Source organism: Streptomyces sp. NBC_01410, from assembly GCF_045040195.1.
Taxonomy (GTDB): domain Bacteria; phylum Actinomycetota; class Actinomycetes; order Streptomycetales; family Streptomycetaceae; genus Streptomyces.
The window spans coordinates 3,379,793-3,398,105 of sequence record NZ_CP109530.1; the positions used below are offsets into that span (position 1 = coordinate 3,379,793).

At 63.7% G+C, this 18,313-nt stretch carries 13 protein-coding genes; 8 read left to right on the top strand and 5 right to left on the bottom strand.

What is annotated here, in order from left to right:
* The first annotated feature begins 182 nt into the window (after positions 1-182).
* The 4 genes from OG741_RS15410 to OG741_RS15425 all read left to right on the top strand — a co-directional run bounded on the left by OG741_RS15410 (position 183) and on the right by OG741_RS15425 (position 3,877).
* Positions 183-1,154 (top strand): NaeI family type II restriction endonuclease, encoded by a 972-nt coding sequence (locus OG741_RS15410; RefSeq protein ID WP_405598122.1) that lies wholly within the window; start codon positions 183-185, stop codon positions 1,152-1,154.
* Positions 1,155-1,355: 201 nt separating this feature from the next.
* Positions 1,356-2,762 (top strand): PIN-like domain-containing protein, encoded by a 1,407-nt coding sequence (locus OG741_RS15415; protein WP_405598125.1) that lies wholly within the window; start codon positions 1,356-1,358, stop codon positions 2,760-2,762.
* 43 nt (positions 2,763-2,805) lie between these two features.
* Positions 2,806-3,423, top strand: a complete 618-nt coding sequence (locus OG741_RS15420) for a hypothetical protein (protein ID WP_405598128.1) — start codon at positions 2,806-2,808, stop codon at positions 3,421-3,423.
* A complete protein-coding gene (locus OG741_RS15425; RefSeq protein WP_405598131.1) occupies positions 3,416-3,877 on the top strand; it encodes a very short patch repair endonuclease in 462 nt (153 codons plus the stop codon). The genes OG741_RS15420 and OG741_RS15425 overlap by 8 nt, the downstream gene beginning before the upstream one ends.
* On the opposite strand, the gene OG741_RS15430 is transcribed toward OG741_RS15425, so the two are convergent.
* Both OG741_RS15430 and OG741_RS15435 read right to left on the bottom strand, forming a co-directional pair.
* Entirely contained in the window at positions 3,812-5,023 is a 1,212-nt protein-coding gene (locus OG741_RS15430; protein WP_405598134.1) for a DNA cytosine methyltransferase, read from the bottom strand. The two genes, OG741_RS15425 and OG741_RS15430, sit on opposite strands and share 66 nt — an antisense overlap.
* Before the next feature lie 468 nt (positions 5,024-5,491).
* Complete coding sequence (locus tag OG741_RS15435) at positions 5,492-5,977, bottom strand: ATP-binding protein (RefSeq protein ID WP_405598137.1); 486 nt, start codon at positions 5,975-5,977, stop codon at positions 5,492-5,494.
* Positions 5,978-6,343: 366 nt separating this feature from the next.
* Here OG741_RS15435 and OG741_RS15440 point away from each other — a divergent pair, with 366 nt between their 5' ends.
* Together OG741_RS15440 and OG741_RS15445 are read left to right on the top strand one after the other, a co-directional pair.
* Positions 6,344-7,210: a helix-turn-helix domain-containing protein gene (locus OG741_RS15440; RefSeq protein WP_405598139.1), complete on the top strand. Its 867-nt coding sequence runs from the start codon at positions 6,344-6,346 to the stop codon at positions 7,208-7,210.
* Positions 7,191-7,400 (top strand): DUF397 domain-containing protein, encoded by a 210-nt coding sequence (locus OG741_RS15445; protein ID WP_405598142.1) that lies wholly within the window; start codon positions 7,191-7,193, stop codon positions 7,398-7,400. The genes OG741_RS15440 and OG741_RS15445 overlap by 20 nt, the downstream gene beginning before the upstream one ends.
* Positions 7,401-7,458: 58 nt before the next feature.
* Here the strand turns inward: OG741_RS15445 and OG741_RS15450 are convergent, their stop codons facing one another.
* From OG741_RS15450 to OG741_RS15460, 3 genes are read right to left on the bottom strand one after another with little or no spacing between them, the layout of a single operon-like run.
* Entirely contained in the window at positions 7,459-12,999 is a 5,541-nt protein-coding gene (locus tag OG741_RS15450; protein WP_405598145.1) for a DEAD/DEAH box helicase, read from the bottom strand.
* Between the two features lie 13 nt (positions 13,000-13,012).
* On the bottom strand, positions 13,013-13,981 hold the full coding sequence (locus OG741_RS15455) for a hypothetical protein (protein ID WP_405598148.1): 969 nt from the start codon (positions 13,979-13,981) through the stop codon (positions 13,013-13,015).
* Positions 13,978-16,098: a hypothetical protein gene (locus OG741_RS15460; protein WP_405598151.1), complete on the bottom strand. Its 2,121-nt coding sequence runs from the start codon at positions 16,096-16,098 to the stop codon at positions 13,978-13,980. Before OG741_RS15460 ends, OG741_RS15455 begins: the two co-directional genes overlap by 4 nt.
* A 223-nt stretch (positions 16,099-16,321) precedes the next feature.
* On the opposite strand from OG741_RS15460, the gene OG741_RS15465 reads away from it, so the two are divergent.
* Positions 16,322-16,825 (top strand): hypothetical protein, encoded by a 504-nt coding sequence (locus OG741_RS15465; RefSeq protein WP_405598154.1) that lies wholly within the window; start codon positions 16,322-16,324, stop codon positions 16,823-16,825.
* A gap of 346 nt (positions 16,826-17,171) precedes the next feature.
* Positions 17,172-17,981 (top strand): hypothetical protein, encoded by an 810-nt coding sequence (locus tag OG741_RS15470; protein WP_405598156.1) that lies wholly within the window; start codon positions 17,172-17,174, stop codon positions 17,979-17,981.
* The last annotated feature ends 332 nt before the right edge of the window (positions 17,982-18,313 follow it).

The window sequence follows — 18,313 nt, forward strand, 5'->3', positions numbered from 1 at the left end:
ACCTGGGCGCCTCCCGCACTGCGCCCTGCGCCTCGCGCTCTGTTGAGCCGTCTTTGCCTGCACGCGCTCAACGCGCGCCGACGCCGTTCAGGGACTTCGATGTGTCGGGCACACCTGCGAGGTCCACAAGTCCCAAAAAGTGACGTTGAGGCATCCCCAGTAGTCCTCAGAAGGAGCCGTGAGTGACCCTGTTCGACCCGCCAGGACCTGCACCTGGCGTCTGCGATGATCCTCAACTCATGTTGGTTCACCAGTACTTGATAGCGCTCGACCCGGACGGCCAGCGCTTCGGCCAGGTCCTCCGGGACACCATTGATCAATTGCTCGACGGGGAGCACACAGGACGCTTCGACTGGAACGACCTTCACAAGACCGAAAAGACGCACGCGGGCACGCTGGTAGAGATCAATCTGCTGCGGGAGTTCGACTTCCTCAGCGGGCAGGACATGGACTACCTGATCGAAGGCATTGAGGTGGACTGCAAGTTCTCTCAGAAGGAATTCGGCTGGATGATCCCACCGGAGGCCTTGGATGAGATCTGCCTCGTCGTCTGGGCGGACGACCACCAGGGTCTCTGGAGCGCCGGCTTGTTCCGCGCGGATCGCAAGAGACTGACAACGAGCGGGAACATCACCAAGAAAGGCAATCGCGATGGGAAGTTCAGGCTCACGCAAGCCCACCGGTCGATGATCACGTGGCTCTGGCGCAGAGAGCCGCTGAAGGAAAATCTTCTGCTACATCTGGATTCAGATATACGAGATGCGATCCTCGCGCCTACATCAGGGCAGCGGCGGATCAACGAGCTATTCCGGCGCGTCCAGCGACGCCGGATTGATCGCAATGTCGTGAGAACTCTGGGCCAGCAGCACGATTACATGGCTCGTGTCCGCGACGACAAGAGCGGAACGCGATCGCGGCCAGCCCTCCGGCAGGAGGGCATCATCATTCCCGGGGACTCTGCGAACCACCGAGCCGTAGCTCAGGCACTGGGGGGACCTATCCCAGAGAAAGGCGAGTTCGTCAGTTTCCAGGTCGCACGGGCCCAGCCTCATCATGTCGACCGCCCATCTGTTGAGCTTGATGGTTGCCATTGGGTCGCAGTAGGCGATGGGGAGAGCGTGGACGTTCCCGCCCCAAAGCTCCCATCCCGCTAGCGCCGACCGGCGAGACTGACACACAGCCTGTACTCACCTCGAAGTCGTCCCTCGCCATGACACATCAGCCTAGATGGCCTGCCGGACGCTGGATGGCCTGGTCGCTCGCGCACGTGCGATCTTCTCCTGCGAAGCCACAAGCCATACGGTAAGTGGATCATCCACTTCACCGATCCCCCTTCTACACACAGGAGTTGACCAGTGGACGGCCCGGACGGCGAGTACCCGCTGATCAGGCAGTACCGGGACTGGATTCAGAACAGCCCGTCCGAGGACGGACCTGACCGGGAACAGTTCTTCAGGCAGGGGACCGTCGTACTTGACACAAACGTGCTGCTGAGCCTTTACGAATACACACCTGCTGCCCGTGAGCAGGTCATGGGAGCCCTGCGGAGTGTGCAGCATCGGTTGTGGCTCCCACATCAGGTCGGGCTCGAGTTTGTCCAGAACCGCCATCGCATCATCATCGGCAGGAAGAAGGCCCTGGAAGATGCCTCCAAAGCTCTCCAGAAGAAGCTCGGAGAGGCACGCACGGCGATTGTGGACGCGCGGAAGCTTGTCCAAGACTTGTTGATCAAGTATGCACAGGACGCCACGGCCAAGGAAGCACTTGAATCTGAGATCTCCGATGAGGCCGTTAAGGCGCTGCATGGTGAGTGGAGCAAAGCCCTCGGCAATCACGTCCAAAGGCTCAAGGAGTACGACCTTGCCATTTCATCCGTGAACAGGGGTGACCCCGTACTCTCCCAAGTGGCTGCACTATTCGGCGACAAGATCGCCGAGCCACCCGATCCTGCCGAGCTCCGGCGGCGCGTTGATGAAGCCTCGTCGTACAGGTTCCCTAACCGCATCCCGCCAGGCTTCGCTGACGAAGGAAAAGGGACACCACTCTCCTCGTCCGGTGACTTCCTCCTCTGGGAGGAGACGATCGGACATATGGCGGACTCGCCAGAGCGCTCCCATTTGCTATTCGTCTCCAATGACACGAAGGACGACTGGTACCAGCCAGCCGGCAACGGCTTGAGTTCCCGTCCTTGGCCTTCTCTGGCAAGCGAGTTGAGGACGCGCACGGGGGCCGAACTGCGGATCGAGACACCAGGTGAGTTCTACCGGGGCGTGAACCGCTTTCTGGACGCGGAGATCGCCGACGAGACCTATGCAGAGATCGACCGCGCAGCCAAGCATCTCGTCGAGGTTGTGATCTCAGAGCAGGAAGCCGTCCATGTTCAGCCAGGGCAAGAACTTATCGCAGCGGCATTCGATGCTGCAGTCCTGGATGAATCCCTTCTGGACAACATCAATGACGCGGCTTCTCGCCTGCTGTTCACCTGGTGGCTGATCGGCGTCACCGCACAGCTGGACCGGCGCCCGCGCTTCGACGACGAACCAGACGTGGCCGTAGCACCGGCGACTCGCTCGGCGATACAGCCGGCTCCTACGTGGCTGCCCGGACGCCGTCTCCACCTGGGTGAATGGCCCTACCGGAGTTCATCGTGGATAGCGCCTTGGTTTGCTCAGACCGTCACAAGTGCGTCGCGCCACGACAGGCAAATCCTTCAGCAGCTTGCCGCCCGACAGCTGGACTTCGAGCGGACAGACGATCAATAGCCAGAGCCGTGAACCACGCCCACCTGAAGAACGGAGTCACCCCGTGACCAGTCAGCAGTCGCCTGAGGATCTGTGGCGCCAGCTCCAGCCGGACGCACGGCATGCCTTGAAGAACCTCCTTTCGGAGATTGCAGATCAAGTGAATCCAGACCCTGGGAACCCTCAGTCGCTGTTCGAGGCTTACACGTACGCCAAGGACATCACCGCGCGAGCTATACAGTCCCGAATGCTGATGCACCTGCCGCCTGAGAACCAGAAGTTCCGGGCACTGCATACAGAAATTCAGAAAGAGATGACTGCTCGTTATGTAGACATCGTTCCGGCGAATCTTCTCAAGAGTCCATATGGCAGCAAGACTCACGAGCGCCTCTTCTCCTTACTTCTAGAGAACTTGGCGCAACCGGTACCTTCAGCAATGCTGCGCATTGTGACTGCAGACGATGTGCACACCGAGCGGAGAGCCCGCGAGCTGCGCGAGCTCGGATTCGACCTCGCTTGGTACGAGCTGGAAGGAATCAATGTCTACGAACTGCGTTCTCTCGAAATAGACTTCGCCATGATTCCCGCTATAGTGAGAAACAAGGTCCGACAGAGCAAGGCACTCACCACGGGTGAAAAGCAGCGGATTCTCGAGAGGGCGGGCATTCCAAAGGATGGGTAGCAGCAGTGGCAGCGACTGGGACCCGCCGCCAGGTTCCTGGGCCTCTTCGGCTGCCCGTCGCCGGAACATGCAGGCCATCCGCAGCCGGGACACGGCGCCTGAGCGTTTGATCCGACGACTCGTTCACGCGCAAGGTCTGCGCTATCGGGTAGCGGCCAGGCCGCTACCCGATCTTCGCCGGACGGCTGACATGGTCTTCCGCCCATCGAAGGTCGCGGTCTTCATCGACGGCTGTTACTGGCACGGTTGCCCCGAGCACTACGTCCCGCCCAAGACCAACCCCAGCTACTGGTCGGGCAAGGTCACGCGCAATATGGCCCGTGACCTCGACACTGACCAGCGCCTCCGCGCGGCCGGGTGGACCGTGCTCCGATTCTGGGAGCACGAGTCACCCGACGACTGCGCCCTCACGATCGCTGCGACGGTCAGTCGGCTCCGGAATGACGGGGGCTGACAGATCGGCCATGCTAAAGAGCTCTCCGCTGTTCAGCTCCCCGACCTTGGCTCGCTCCTGCCGCACCGGCGCCTTGACCCCGGCCTTCATGGCCGCCTCGAGTGCTTCCCTGATTTGCTCGCCCACCGCCTGAGCGACCGGCGGCGGGAAGGCGTTCCCCACCTGCCGGTACGCTGCGGTCTTCTTGCCCGTGAATTCCCATTCCTTCGGGAATCCCTGGATAAGTGCCGCCTGGGTCACCGTGAGCTTAGGGCCCGCAGCCGCAAAGAGATCACGCTCCTTGCTCTTCAGGCGCTCCATGTCCTCCGGCTTGTTCGCAACACCGAGCCCGCACACACCCAGGTGTTCCCAGGCCTTCTTGGCCCGGGTCGGGCCGAGGTCCGCGCCGCCATGCTTCTTTGAGCCACCGACGAGTGTGGGGGCAACGCCTCTCGACGCCATCTCCAGCCACCGCTCAAGCCTCTCGTCGGCCCGCGGGTCGTCGACGTCCTTAAAGCGTTCGCGCATGGAGTCCTCCAGCGCCGCTGCGACTGTCACTAGGGGGAGCGCCTTCGGCTTCCGAGTCGGAAAGAACGGAACGAACGCCTTCTTCATCGCCACCAGGATGGCGCGCGGACGGAGCTGCGGGACCCCATAGTCCTTGGCTTCCAGGACGTCCCAGTAGCACTTCCCGTAGCCCAGGGACTCGAGTTCCCCCAGGATCGACCTGCGATACTCGCGGAACTTCTCCTCAGGCTCCAGCAGCCCCCGGACGTTCTCGATCATTACGACCTTGGGCTCCAGCTCTTCGACGAGATTGAGCATCGTCGGGAACAGGTCCCGCTCATCGTCCGGCCCCAGCTGCTTCCCCGCGACGCTGAACGGCGGGCATGGGACCCCGCCGGCCAACAGGTCCAGATCTCCAGGATCCAACCGCAGTCTCGTTCTCAGCTCCTCCGGGGCGAGCTCAGTGAGGTCAGCCTGAATCACCTCACAGTCCCCCCATTCGGCGTTGCCCTGCACGTTCTCCTGGAGCGTGGCTACCGCATTGGGGTCGATCTCGATCAGCGCGAGATGCTTGAACAGCGCCTTATGCAGGCCTAGCGCCTGCCCACCCGCCCCGGCGCAAATCTCAACCGAGGAGAACTTCCTCTCAGTGCCGGTCATGCACCCTCCTTCCAGACGTGCCCGACTGGTGCCGATTGGCACCAGTCATCACTGAGGGTGACAGACCCCACTGACAACGCGACCGCCTCCAAGTTTGCGTCACACATCATCGCGCCCCGACCGTCCCGCACGTGACAGCGGACACGCCTACGATATTGCCCGCGACGCGTGGGCCTGCATGGCCCCTTGACCAGCCGCTGCCAGCCTGTACGCAGGCACTGCAACAGCCGTCGAGCACTCCGTGTGGCGATCGCTCGCGATGGACCGCAGAATCGCGCACGTCGAGAAACTCGGGCAGCCCAGTATCCCGTCGTGGCGAGACCACGCTGGGCGGTCGGGAATTCCGGTGGCACCGCACTTGCCGCGAGGCCCGCTCCGGAGACCCCTGGCTCACCCCTGCAGTCCTGGAGGCTGAGACAGCACCACCCGCTCCGGCCAGCTGGGCGGACCCGGCCACCACCTGGGTGTTCACGCGGCAGCATCCAGTTCGGCTTCGTATTTCAGTTGCGCTCGGTCAAGGACATCGTCAGGGACAGCCCCCTGGGCGGCTAGCCAGTGAAGCAGGTCAGCGATCAGACTGACCGCTGTCTCCTCGTAGGCTCGCGGGCAGCTGAGCAACGGCGCGACCGCCGGTCCGGCCAGCGCCCGGTAGTCGCCGAGGACCGCATTGGCTCGCTGAATACGAGTGCACGCACCGTCTGCGGCGACCGAAAGCTCGCACCAGACCGCCTTCCCCGATGCCGTCACGAGGGTGCCCCAGTCGCGCGCCATCGCGGACAGCAGATGGAGGCCGCGGCCACACTCCGACGGCCAACCCTCCTCAGCGAGGACCGGAACCTTGTAGCTCGTGTCGTGGATCTCCACGCGGATACAGGCAGCGTGCAACTCGAGGACGAGGGTGGCAGCACTTCCGATACCTACGTGTTTGACCACGTTCGTCGCGAGCTCGGTCACTACGAGCCCAGTCTCGTCCGCTAGACCTGCCAGGCCCCAGGGGCGCAGCTCCGCCCTCACGGCCCGCCGGAGGCTGGACAACACGTCGGGGTACGCCCTGAACGGAATCACGTATCGGTGTGGAATCTGAGCGTTGCCGCGACTAATCATGCCGGTACTCCCTCCCTGGCCACATCAGTGCTGCGCCTGCCGTATCCGTACGACTGCACTGCGTAGCGCCTCGGTGCGAGTATGGCATCGAGAAGTCTCGCTGTGTAACTTCTCACGCGAATGGATCGAGTGAATCTGGTAGTACGTCAACTCAGTCCCCATCTAGCCTCATTGGGTCAGCCGGTCAGTGTTCCGGCCGGACTGGAAGGGACCCACATGCCAGCGAGGGCCACGACCCGCCGACGCCACCTCGGCGCAACGCTACGCAAGCTGCGTGCCCGCAAGGGGATGACTCTGGAGGAAGCCGGTCAGCTCGTTGGGGTGTCCAAAGCCACGGTCAGCCGGTACGAGACGACCGAGGGGCCGGTCAAATGGCTGGTGGTCGATGCTCTTTGCCGTGAGTACGGAGCAAGTGGCCCTGAGCGCACGGCCATTGTCGCTCTTGCCAAGGATGCGAAGCAGCAGGGGTGGTGGAGCTCATTTGCTGACCACATCCCGGAGACGATGAACCTGATGCTCACCCTCGAAGACGAGGCTGTGCGCGAGGACCACTTCTCCTGTGTGTACGTACCTGGTCTGCTCCAGACCCGGAGATACACCACCGCGCTACAGCAGGCCAACGAGATGCGCCGATCGCCTGAAGAGATCGAACGCCTTGTGGATATCCGCATGCGGCGCCAGGAGATCCTCGCCCGCCCCAAGGCCCCTCACCTCTGGGCCATCCTCGATGAATCCGTCATCCGCCGCGTCATGGGCTCCCCCGAGATCATGCATGAGCAACTCAGCCATCTGCTCTCCGTCGGCGGGTCAGGAAACATCACACTTCAGGTCCTCCCCTTCGCCCTTGGCGCACACTGCGCAGCCCTCGGCAGTTTCGTCATCCTCGGCGGCGCAGAGCCCTCCCTTGATGTGGTGTACGTCGACCTTCACATCGGCTCCGTCTTCATGGAGAAGGAGGCGGAACTGAACCGCTACCGGCTTGCGTTCGAATACCTGCGCGCACAAGCGTTGGACATCGAGGCATCACGGGAGCTGATCAGCCGTGCCAAGGAGGACCTGAAGGATGCGACGAGCGACCACTGAGATTCCAAACTCCGCCTGGTTCAAGTCGACGTATAGCGGCGGCAATGAGACCGAGTGCGTGGAAACGGCCTTCATCGAGGGCAGCACAGCCGTGCGCGACAGCAAGCAGCTGCGCGGGCAGCAGCTACGGGTGCAAGCCGCAGCATGGACCGGGTTCATCAGCGCTGTGCAGAAGGGACAGCTCGGCTGACCCACCGAGGCAGCCCTGCTGCAGCCAAGGCTGCAGCAGGGCACTCTGGATGGGCCAGCTACTGGTCCAGGAAGTCACGCAGCTGGACAGTGAACCGTGAAGGCACCCGCTCCAGCAGGAAGTCGTCAACAAAGACGACCTCCTCAACGTCCCATCCCTGCTGAGCAATCTCGTCACCGAACTTCATAATCCTGTTGCTCTCCAGATGCTCGCCAACCATCTCGAAGGGGTTCTTCACGGCGACCGCGACCCGCTCATCGAAGAGCACCACTGGGTGGCTTTCAAGCTCCATCACCGCCCCCGCCTCTTCCGTGTCGGCGGCCCAGTTCGTCAACAAGATGGTTGCGTTCTGGCGGTCCAGGTCAAGCCTGTCGCCACGCATGATGTTCAGCAGGTCGGCAGCCAACCGCCAGTCGAGAAGCGGGTGGTAGGCCATGTTCGTGTAGTCACGCAGACAGTCGTAGCAGGAGCCCCTGCACTCACTTCCGTGGCTGCCTTCCCTGAGCTTTGCCAGCATGGCATCGGTGGCCTCCATCAACTGGCCGAACGTGTCTGGCTCCGCGAGGTGCGTGCAGTACCCGGCACCGTTGTCGAGGGTGTCGGAGAGGAAAGCGAAGACCCTGGCTCCAACGTCCTTGGTCACCGCGCCATGGATCCCGGCGGCAATCTCAGACGGCTGGATGTCGAGCAGCACCCCGGCGGACTTCCGCAGCAGGGCTGCCAGCGAATACCAGGCTGCCTTACGGCCCGTACGGTCGTCGGGGAAGCCATTGACATGCGGCACGGGCGACAGGTCGAGCCGGTATCCGTATTCGCTGAAGACCGGCTCACGCGGACCGAAGAGAAACAGATCAGTCCGCTGAGTAGCACCGAGCGCCACGCTGATCGCCTGGTCCTCGTGCACCTTAATCAGTGGTGACCGCTCGATCGCGCCAAGCTCGGCGTAGGCGCCAGACCACATGTTGGCGGCCTGGACGGGGGCGAACCTGAAGAGGCTGCCGCCGTTATCGTTCACCGCGTATCGGCGTCCCTTGCCGGCATGGACAGCGATACTCTCTGGGCCGACGTTGCGCTCACGCGCTTCGGTCTCGAGGTTCGCCCCGGTCCTGGGGGCGAGCGAGCGGGCACGCCAAGAGAAGTTCCCATCGAAGTCGCGCTTGTAGGGCCACTTAGGAGGTGCGAAGAAGCCTTCAGGTTCACGAAGCTCGACATGCGCGTACGCACCCTCGGCTGAGGTGCACGCGGGGCAGGACAACGGCTCGTCGTTTTCCGTCGACACCGTCGGCATGATCCCTTCCTCCACATGGGAGCATGCGCGGCAGATTCCGATGTGCCGCGCGGGACCCAGCGGATCGCGGACAGCTTGAGCATTGAATCCCGCAGGGCGGAAGTTCACGACACCAACCGACGTATATACCGCTCCGTCTTTCACCGTCTCTGCGCCCGGCGCAAACTGCGATACCGCAATGGGCAGCCCCCGGTCGACTGCGCCAGCGGGCGGCCATGGGTAAGCCCGGTCGGGCTTGCGCGTGTAGAGGTACCGGACGCTGGTGGGGAAGCCGAACATGGGCAGCAGGCCCTCTTCGGCCAGCCGCTGGCTGAGATCTCCGTGGCCATGTCCGGCATCAGCGACGTCATCGATCTCGCTGACGAAGTAGCTCCGGACCCAGTGGCAGGCATCCTGTGCCTTCTCCGGTTCCTTGGTATGGGCCGCCAATGCGCGGGCGATCCCGGCGATGACTTGGTGGTGTCCGTCGATCCAGACACTGATGGCCTTGCGTACCCGACCCCAGTCAGCAACGGTGCCGAACTGCCCATGCACATTGCGTGTCAGATCGAGTTCCTGCCCATCTGCTCCGGCACCACCGACCGCCGCGAAGGCTCGGCGGAGAACTTCAGCAGCGAGAACGCGCTGATAGATGTCACGCATGTCCGTCGAGAGGTACGGCTCGGGCGTCTCGTCGTTGGTGATCCGCTCCGGTGCCTGGAAGTAGTGCTCGTCGTGGCTACGGCCTCGGCAAACGGTCAGCGCAAGCGCCACCGGCGCGGCACGACGTCCGGCACGGCCTACACGCTGCTGGTAATTGAAGCGGGTAGGCGGCATGTTGGCCATGAGCACGATGGCCAACGAGCCGATGTCTACGCCGGCTTCCATGGTCGTGGTCACCGAGAGAACATCGACGCTGTCGGGCCCCTTGGTTTCTGTGCCCTCAAGGAAGATCTCCTGGAAGCGGGCCTGCCGTGCCTGTGCGTCAAGCCGATCCGTCTGGCCAGTCAGCTCTGCGCAATTAAGGCGGAACCTGCCGTTGCCCTCGGACGCCTGCCAGGCGTAGTAGTCGTCATCCGCCCTGCTCACTGGTGTCGGCTCTGACGGGAGCAGGCGCCCGCACTTGGGCTTCGTGCAGAGGCCGACTCCCCTGTGCAAGTGCTTACGCTTGCACTTCGCGCAGACCCACATATGCCGGCCAGCTGGCCGAAGACTGACCTTCTCCGGATTGATGACGTAATTGACTACGGCGTCGCCCCAGGCCCGCTCAGCCCTGCGGCGTACATCTTCCGGATCCTGGCCTAGATCCGCGGCGACAGCCTCCCAGAAGATCCGCAAAGGTGCGGGCGGCTCAGCCCGCCCGTCCCGCAGTTCCTGAAAGCGGCGTAGGTGGCCGAGAACACGAAGGCTGGCCCGCACAAGCGCAATATCCGACGAGGTATCAGCACCTACAGGAGAAATGTCCGACGCGAGGCTCAGCCAGCCGAGGCCCAGCGACTCGAAGTCCCTTCCGGCGCTGCCGAAAAGGCCTCCGAGCATCTCGCTGCGGAGCGACTCCTGAATGCTCCTCAGGAGATTCTCCTGGCGCCCCTCAAGCCCGAACCTCGGGTCCACGGGCTTCCTGCTCCAGTCGTACAGGGAAGCCCAGGACAGGTCAGGTGCCCCCCTCTGCCACGCCACCCGCTCCAGACTTTCCTTGGGGCCGCCGGGGTTCACGCCGAGGGTGAGGAGAGCCTCCTCGATCTCTGCTGAGTGCGCCTTCAGGCTTGGGTACTTGCCGAGATGGGCTAGGAGCTCCCCCTCACGAACCGGGTCAGGAACTCCGTCGATCGGGTCTGCATTCCAGATCTCCCTGAGTGCGACCACGGCGTCTTTGTCGCGAGAGCGCATACGAGCGAGCGCATCGGTGGCAGTCTGCGTGTCGACGGTTCCCTCACGCTTGAAGTACTTCCGCACAAGCTCTGCGTCGTCGGCCGGGCTGCCCTGTCCGCCCACCTGCTCAGCGAGCAGCAGCCTGAGCAGGTCCTGGTAGTGGCGAAGCCCAAGGCCGGCTGAGATTTTGGCGGCATCTTGGCGACTATCCGAGAAGATGACCGCCTTCTTCTGGTCCAACGCGGACAGCACGCTAGTCGTGAGAACCTGGTTGATCTTTTCGAAACCAGTACGCATCGGACGTATAGGGGTCCTCATCCGGCGCCTGTCGCCCAAGCTAAGCACTTCGGACCTGATCCTGGGCGTCTCCCAGTCGTCGCCACAGGCAGGGCACCTAGTGGGGGCAGCGGGCAGCTGCTCCAGGCGGAGAGCCTGTTGCTTCTTTCGCGACTGGGGGACCGTCACGTGGAATGACCAACCCGTAGCCTCACTCCGGTCACGGGAGTTGGCCAGATGCCCTGTACGCGGGCTGAATTTGCTGCGCTTGAACTTGAATTCGGCACTCCGCACGCCGCCCTCAGAGGAGCTCCTCCACGCAAAGTCGGGGGCGTCAATCACAGGCTCCTGGGTGCGCGGCCAGTACACGATGTAGTTCGCCGCACTTGCTCCCAGCGACGCGCCCTCAGCCTGTGCCTCCAGATCTGGCACGTCGGGCAGCAGTCCACCGTCAAAACTCTTGGCCGTGATCGCCGAAGCCGGAGCGTATCCGCCAAGCATCACGTCACCGCAGTTCTGGCAGTAGAGCAGTTCTAGGACGCGGGAGGCGCAGCTACTGCACCGGGAAGTCGGACGTGCGAATAGCTTGCCGACCGTCCGGTCGTCGCCCTCCGTGCGTTCAACTCCGGAGCAGTCTGGATCCGAGCAAGCCCAGATTCCGGGGATGTTCCTGAAGAAGAGGTGGCCGCGCAGTTTGGGGAGCAGCCCCGTCACTTCTTCATCTGCGGTCCTCAAAGCGGTGAGGAGACCACGAAAGGCTCTTGTCCTTGTCTGTTCATCCACTTCCGGGAAGAGGATGTCGGCAGCATCGCTGTCCAGTCGCGCGACAAGTCTTTCACCGCCATAGAGAGCCGTTACCAGAGCTCGGTGCGCGGCGGTTTCCCGTAGTACCTGGGCAGACTCCGCAGGGGATGGACACTCACCGACCCTGCTCAGCCTCTCCGCATGCTTTGAGATGTTGGCAGTATCCGCCATCGGGAGATCGAGTTCACCGCCCAGCACCTCAAAGCGGTCCTGCGGAACTCCGAAGAATTCCTCCAAGAATCCACCGTCACGCTGCGGGTTCAATGAGGCGGATGCAGCAAGCACTCTGAACTGTTCCGGCCGCTCATCGATCCCCAGCCGGTGGCGCAGGTTGCGCAGTAGGTACGCGACCTCAGTGCCGGCCGTACCCCGGTACATGTGGAGTTCGTCGACGATCAGCGTGAACTTCGCTGTCGGGTCATCGCGCAGCCATTTCCGGGTCTGCTCGAAGATCGCGTCCTCTTCAGACCGCTGGAGCATGATGTTCAGCATCGAGTAATTGGTGATCATAATGTCCGGCGGAGAGTCAATCATGTCCCATCGGGACCGCATCTCGGCGCCGTCCACGCGCGGCACGAAATACTGCTCGCCGCCCTCGCCCGCAATCTCCCTGGCACGGTTCGACCGCCTCTCGGTTTCCCGTAGCAGGGTGCCGAGCTTCGTGACTGCCTGATTGTTGCTCGATTCCCCGGTCACCGGGGTAGCTCCTGTGTACCGACCGAAGTAGAACCGATGACCGTTGCGGTACTTATCAGCCCAATGCCGCGCCGCATCACTGTCGAGGGCCTTGCGCAGTCGCATCATCTGGTCGTCAACCAGCGCGTTCATCGGATACAACACCAGCGCGCGCACCGCTGCTTTGTGTCCAGTCTCGCCGCGTCGCTGCGGAACATACGAACCACCAGCGCCCGACCACCACTTCCCCGGATTCGCCGGTGTCCCGTTCACCCAGGCTTCGGACTCCCGTACCAGCTCAGCCATGACAGGTGCCATGAATGATTCGGTCTTGCCGGAGCCGGTTCCAGCAGTGATGACTACGTCCTTGCCGTCGCGTACAGCGGCCACCAACGACTGGTGCTGGTGGGAGTGCATCTTCTCGATGCCTTCCATCAGCCCACAGCTGATCAGCTCAGCAAGCTCTCCGGGTGCTCCTGCCGCTGCCACCGACCCGGCGATGTCCATTCCGCAGGACTTGTAATGCGGGCGGATCTCAATCAGTGGCCTCCGCCAGGCGCCTCCATCCCTGTCAAGGAGCTCGCGGCGCTCTCGCATGAGCTGCAGATTCGCCAGCCCAAAGGGAGTGTCGTAGTAACGGAACAGTGCATCACGCAATTGCTCAAACGACCCATTAATATCAAGGTTGTTACCGTCTTCGGACACTCGAAAGGTCCTCCTAGTCGTTCCTGTCACCAAGCTCTTGCTTGAGCGATACAGCAATGCGCTCGGCAACGGCGCGAGGAACATTGCGATAGGTGATCGTCCTGCATTTCGAACCGAATTCAGGTGGCAGCGCTGTACACATGACAGCAATGCGCCGCTGGAGATCCGGAAGAGGTTTCCCCCAGTCGACAATCAATCGGCCAAAACGCTCCCTACCCTTCCCGTGCTCCTGGAACCAGCGAAGATTCTTCCGGGGCTCAACTCCCAGCCGATCCAGCTCCAGGTAGACACCGCGCTCGAGCGATACGGATTTCCATGTGCCTTCGTGGAGAATTTGACACACGACGCGGTGGTCGGCACGCCTGAAGCGGTAGAGTCCGTCCTCTTCCCAGCGCTGGGTCGGCACAAATACCGACGGCTCGAGTTCCAAGTCGTATCTCTCCACAGCGGTACCGGAGGCTGGCCCCGCCGCCAGGGAACCGGGTTTGAGTGGGGGCAGCCATGCGGCGGCCTGGATGGCGAAGCAATTGGAATATTCAACGCCAAGCCTCGCCGCGGTCTCTGCGAGCCTTGCGGAATCTTCGAACTGCACCAGCCACGTATCAGGCACCGGGACATCGGTCGCAGGGAGCGAGCTGGGAACCCTGACCAACTCAATGTCCTCGCACTCCGACCGCTTTACCCGTTCTTCGAACCGGGTCGTGCGGCTCCCCACGAGCGCGGCAAAGCCACTGGCCGACGGCAGCCTGGTGAGCACGCCTGGGGCTGCGCTCCAACGGCCAGACGGCCAGTCCACATCGAGGTGGCCCAGCGCCTGGCAGTCCCTGACCCACCGGCCCGCCGCACCATACGAAATGGGAAGGTTCTCGCTGCGGGCCAGCCAAGCGATGCCGCGCTTCAGGTCCGTAACCTGACCCGAGCCCAGCTCGCTGGCCCAACGCAGCAGCAGTCCGCCAACGTCGGTAGGTGGTGGCCGGGTCACGTCAGCACATCCCTCGCTGCTGTGACATACACGTCCCACAAAGGCCCAGCTGCCACTGAGGCTGCGGACAGCACCGTTTCCGCCCATTCCGTGTCGTCGGCTGCTGGGATTGGCTGAGATGCCGGCCCACCCGGGTCCAACCTCCTCACCGTTGTGCGGTGCTGCCAGCGTTGGATCAGCCAGACGTAACCATCAGGGATGGTCACCTCGGCGCAGTAGCCGTATGCCTCGTCCGGGAGCCGCTCACTCATCCAGTCCGGGATATCCGGAAGATCCAGCGGCAATGGCTCCCCGTTCGCGCCGATGAGTACAAGCTCCTTCACACGCCGCGGGATCATCAGGGTCCTCGGCAGTGTCAGCTGCTCAGGTGCCTTCGCGCCCCTGATCGCACGCTCTTCGGGTGCCAACCTCTCCGCGTCGGCCGCTGCCAACACGCCACAGCGATGCGCAATGCTCCCGGCGCTTACAGCCTCCCGCTCGCACAGTGCCGAGGAGACGGTGAAGGTCTCCTTGCCCTGGTCTGGCGTGCTCACTTGGTAGGTTCCGTCATCGAGCGGCATGAGCCTCGCCGGAAAGGGTCTGAGTACCTTCTGCAACGGGAAGTCATGGACGTAACTGCCGTCTTCGCCACTCAGTGTCACCTGCTGCGTGACTTCCCCTTGCGATATGTCTCGCGGCAACAGCCAGTCTGGGATGCCCCCCTGGAGATAGTGGTGATGACCAAGCTCTGTGCCGATCCGCAGGCCGCCCGTGAACCGGATACCCCGGCGCGTCGATGGCACGAAGTGCGCAGCCTGTGGCATACCCCCCTTAAGCAGGGCCGCCGGAGTAACCGCCGCCCCTAGGTCCACGTTTCTGATCAGCGTCCAGCCGACAAGCGGCGCTTTACGCTCGTCGACCCGCTCACCATCGGCGACTTCTCGCAGCACTGACCGCACGTCATCGAGTTCACTATTCGCGACCAGCAGGGTGTGGGGCTCTCCAGGGCTGAACGTGCCAACGCTGACGAGATCGCCGCTGTACTCGTCCTCAATGAAGAAGACAAGCGACTGGGGTGCCCAGGCCAGGTAGAGGTCCTCATTGTCGAGGACAAGTCCATGCGTCAGCTGATGGGCGGTGACGTCAAGTTCTTCGAGGCCTGTGTAGAAGCCGCCGTAGGGATCCGACAACTCGTAGTATTGCGCGCTTGAGCCGTTGCGGCGTACTGAAGCCGTCCGGATTCCAGGTACGGCCTCAGCTGCCCAGCGGAGCTGACGGGCCCGCTTCGTAAGGACAAGCCGCAGCGAAGACACCCGACGCGCCCGGAGACCACGCTCGTACAGTGTGCCGTCCCAGTGCTCGACGAGATGTTCGAGCAGCTCAGCCAGCACCAGACGCTTGTCTGCCGCTTCTGGCGCGGCGCCAGCTCGGTGCAGAACCTTCATGAGTGGGCTCGACAGTCCACGCCCGTGTGACGCGGTCCAGAGTCTCAAGCGCCTGATGATCTCCTGTCCCGGGAATTCATCTGGACTCCCGGGTTTGACGCCAGTCGACGCGAAGAAGGCAGTTAGGATGCGTCGGTCTTGCTCACGCAGCAGGGCCTGCGAGATGGGGTATCCGATGCGGGTCAAGTGACTGTCGCCGGCAACGGTGCTGTGGCCTCGTTCGCCACCTCTCGTCTTCAGCCAGGTGTCCAGCAACTCCCACATGTCCGCAACTGGCCTGAAGTGGGAACGCAGGTTGTCCCGTTCACGCGGTCCGACGCTGAACACCTCAGCCAGGCGCTCGTAATAGTTGGAAGATGAAATATCTCCCTGCGTGGCCATTTTGGAAGCTGCCAGCACGCTAACCGCGAGGACCGGCAGGACCGGCGGGGCATCACTCTGGTCCCCGCTCGCCCAGTGACGGCACCGCCACTGCAGCCGACTGAACATCTCAGGAGGCCGGTCCCAGTGGAGCTCCGCGCTTACCGCGTCGGCCAGCTCAACCGGCAGGCCGTTGCCATGCATGAGCGTGCTCTCCGCAGTTTCATCGACATACAAGACCACTGCGTGGCCGGCCATGTGCAGCCCGAAGAACTCCCGTTCAAGCGCGGTCTGCCACCTCTCGTATGCCACTCCCTTCAGTCCACCGGTCACATCACTCCTCCGCATCCCACACGTCGATTGGGCCCGAGTAGGCATCCCACCGCGCCAGGCAGCACTGCGCTGCATGCCCGGAGCACAGGGATATGCCTATCATCCGTTAAGTCTTCATCAATGCGTACGCAGATGCGCCAAAACCCCTCATTAGACTGGGAGTTCATTGGGGAGCCCTACTTGATTGTGGCGCGCTCAGTCCGGCCGAGGTGGGCACGGCGTCATGCGCATCGCCGACTACAACGGCGTCGACCCCGAGGACGACAGCCCGCCGCGGCCCGCCGATCCACTCGGAGCCTTCCTGCACGGACTGCTCACCATGGAAGACGTTCTCTCGCCCGGAGGCCTGCGGGTCACCGACACCGCCACCGGGATCACCTTGGTGCCCGGGTGTTGCAACGGGCTGGAGGAGCGGCACGACTGGCTTGAGGTCCTCGACGGCGACGGCGGAGGCTACTTCGGCCATGACCCCTCCCCGCTCGCCGAGCGCCTCGGCGACTCGGTCCGATTGACCGTCGACGCCGAGCGGGACGACAGCCCGGTGATCGAGCTATCCGCCGCCGAACTGCGCCACCTGCTCGCCGGCGCGGAGCGCGACCTGGCCGACTTCCTCGGAGTGGCTGCCGATTGGGCCACACAGCACCTGCCCAACCACGCCACCTCGCTCACCGCCGCGCTCGCCCGCGCCTTGGACCTGCCCGCGCCGGTCGTACCGTCGAAGCCGTAGGGCAACGGACCTCGTCGACACTCAACTGACAGGCGCACCTCACCTGGTCCGAACACCCAGCCCCAGGCTGCGTGATCGGGCCACTGCAGGACGGCAGGAGACCCGTGCCGTCGCGCCTGCGCGGAGGGTGGCTTCGTTCATAGGAACGGACAGCTCTTCGACACTGGTATGGGCGGCACCAGGCTCCCGAGGCCGGGACGGAATGTTCACGAGTTTCGACAGCACCGCGCTTTCCTGGGGCAGCTGACGCACGCTGTCGTCGCTCCTCCGCATCGTTGCCGCAGCGAGCGTCACGCCGATCACCCCAGGCCGGCATGGCCCGAAAGAGAGGGCCTAAAGTGGCGAAATGCCCCTGCCTGCCGACCGGCCCGCCCTGGACCTGCTCGATGCGCACCTGGAGGCACTATGGGACGGAAGGGACCTCCCGCTTCCGCAGGGGCCGGTCCGCCTTGCAGCGGAAGGAGGGGGCGAGCTCATCCACTGGGCCCTTGACCAGCTCCGGCGCATCCCCCGCGAGCCGAAGGACGCCTTTGCCCGTCAAATTGGCAGTCTGCTGGCGGAGTTCCGCTACCGTCGCTGTCCCTGGAACGCGGCGGCGCTGCGGCTGCTCGACGACACGTACACCTTTGCGGCTACTGGCCCTCGGCGGTACGAGGACTGGGCGCACGATGTCCGCGCCGTGCTGCACCGGTCGGTCCCTGACCCCCGGGGCTGGGTCCGACTGGACTGGGACCGCACCAACGCCGCCCGCCACACGGTGCCTGCGTACCCCTTCGATCCCCCGGACTCATCAGAGTTGCCCGGTCGCCTGCACCCCCTGGAGGTGGAGGCGGCGGTCGCCGCGCTCGCCATCATGGCCGAGGAATGGCAGTCGGAACCCGCCCCCGTCCGCTCCCGCCCGGACCGGGACGCCGTGCTGGCGGATGCCCGGACCCTGCTCGATCGGTACGGGCCCACCGCGCGCTACTGGACCAACGCGACGACCGCCGCCTCTGACCCGGCCCCGGACTTCCTCGCAGCGGGCCTCCAGGGGACTGAGTCCCACGGCTTCCTCACCTCCGAGTACCTCAACGGCCTCGACCTCCTCGAGGACCTGGGCCTGATCGCGGTGACCGACGACGAGGTGGGCGTCTTCTGGTCGTTCGGGGCGTACTGACGACGTTCAAAGGAGGCACCGGCGACCGTCCACCACCGCCCCGGCGACCCCGAGCCGGGCACGACCGCCGTTGAGGCGGGCCGTGCCGGGGCCGACCGCCTCGGGGTGCCGTTCCACGTCACCTCCCGGGACGTCCCCGATGACGAGGCCCCGCGCCGGCGGACAGCCCAGGGTCTGTCCGGGAGGGCATGATCGGAAGGCGGATCGGGACGACGCTCGGAGGCAAGGCCAGCTGCCGGGTGCCTCCCGTTCTCGGGTTCTGGCACACATTCCGTGAGAGATCGTGCCGGCCCTGCGTCAGCCGGAGGAGCGAGGCGCGCGACCAGCACCGA

What these genes read in the sequence shown, in the direction of transcription:
- OG741_RS15470 (WP_405598156.1), top strand. Translation starts at nt 17,172, where the DNA reads ATGCCCCTGCCTGCCGACCGGCCCGCCCTGGACCTGCTCGATGCGCAC.
- OG741_RS15440 (WP_405598139.1), top strand. Translation starts at nt 6,344, where the DNA reads ATGCCAGCGAGGGCCACGACCCGCCGACGCCACCTCGGCGCAACGCTA.
- OG741_RS15465 (WP_405598154.1), top strand. Translation starts at nt 16,322, where the DNA reads ATGCGCATCGCCGACTACAACGGCGTCGACCCCGAGGACGACAGCCCG.
- OG741_RS15425 (WP_405598131.1), top strand. Translation starts at nt 3,416, where the DNA reads ATGGGTAGCAGCAGTGGCAGCGACTGGGACCCGCCGCCAGGTTCCTGG.
- OG741_RS15445 (WP_405598142.1), top strand. Translation starts at nt 7,191, where the DNA reads ATGCGACGAGCGACCACTGAGATTCCAAACTCCGCCTGGTTCAAGTCG.
- OG741_RS15430 (WP_405598134.1), bottom strand. Translation starts at nt 5,023, where the DNA reads ATGACCGGCACTGAGAGGAAGTTCTCCTCGGTTGAGATTTGCGCCGGG.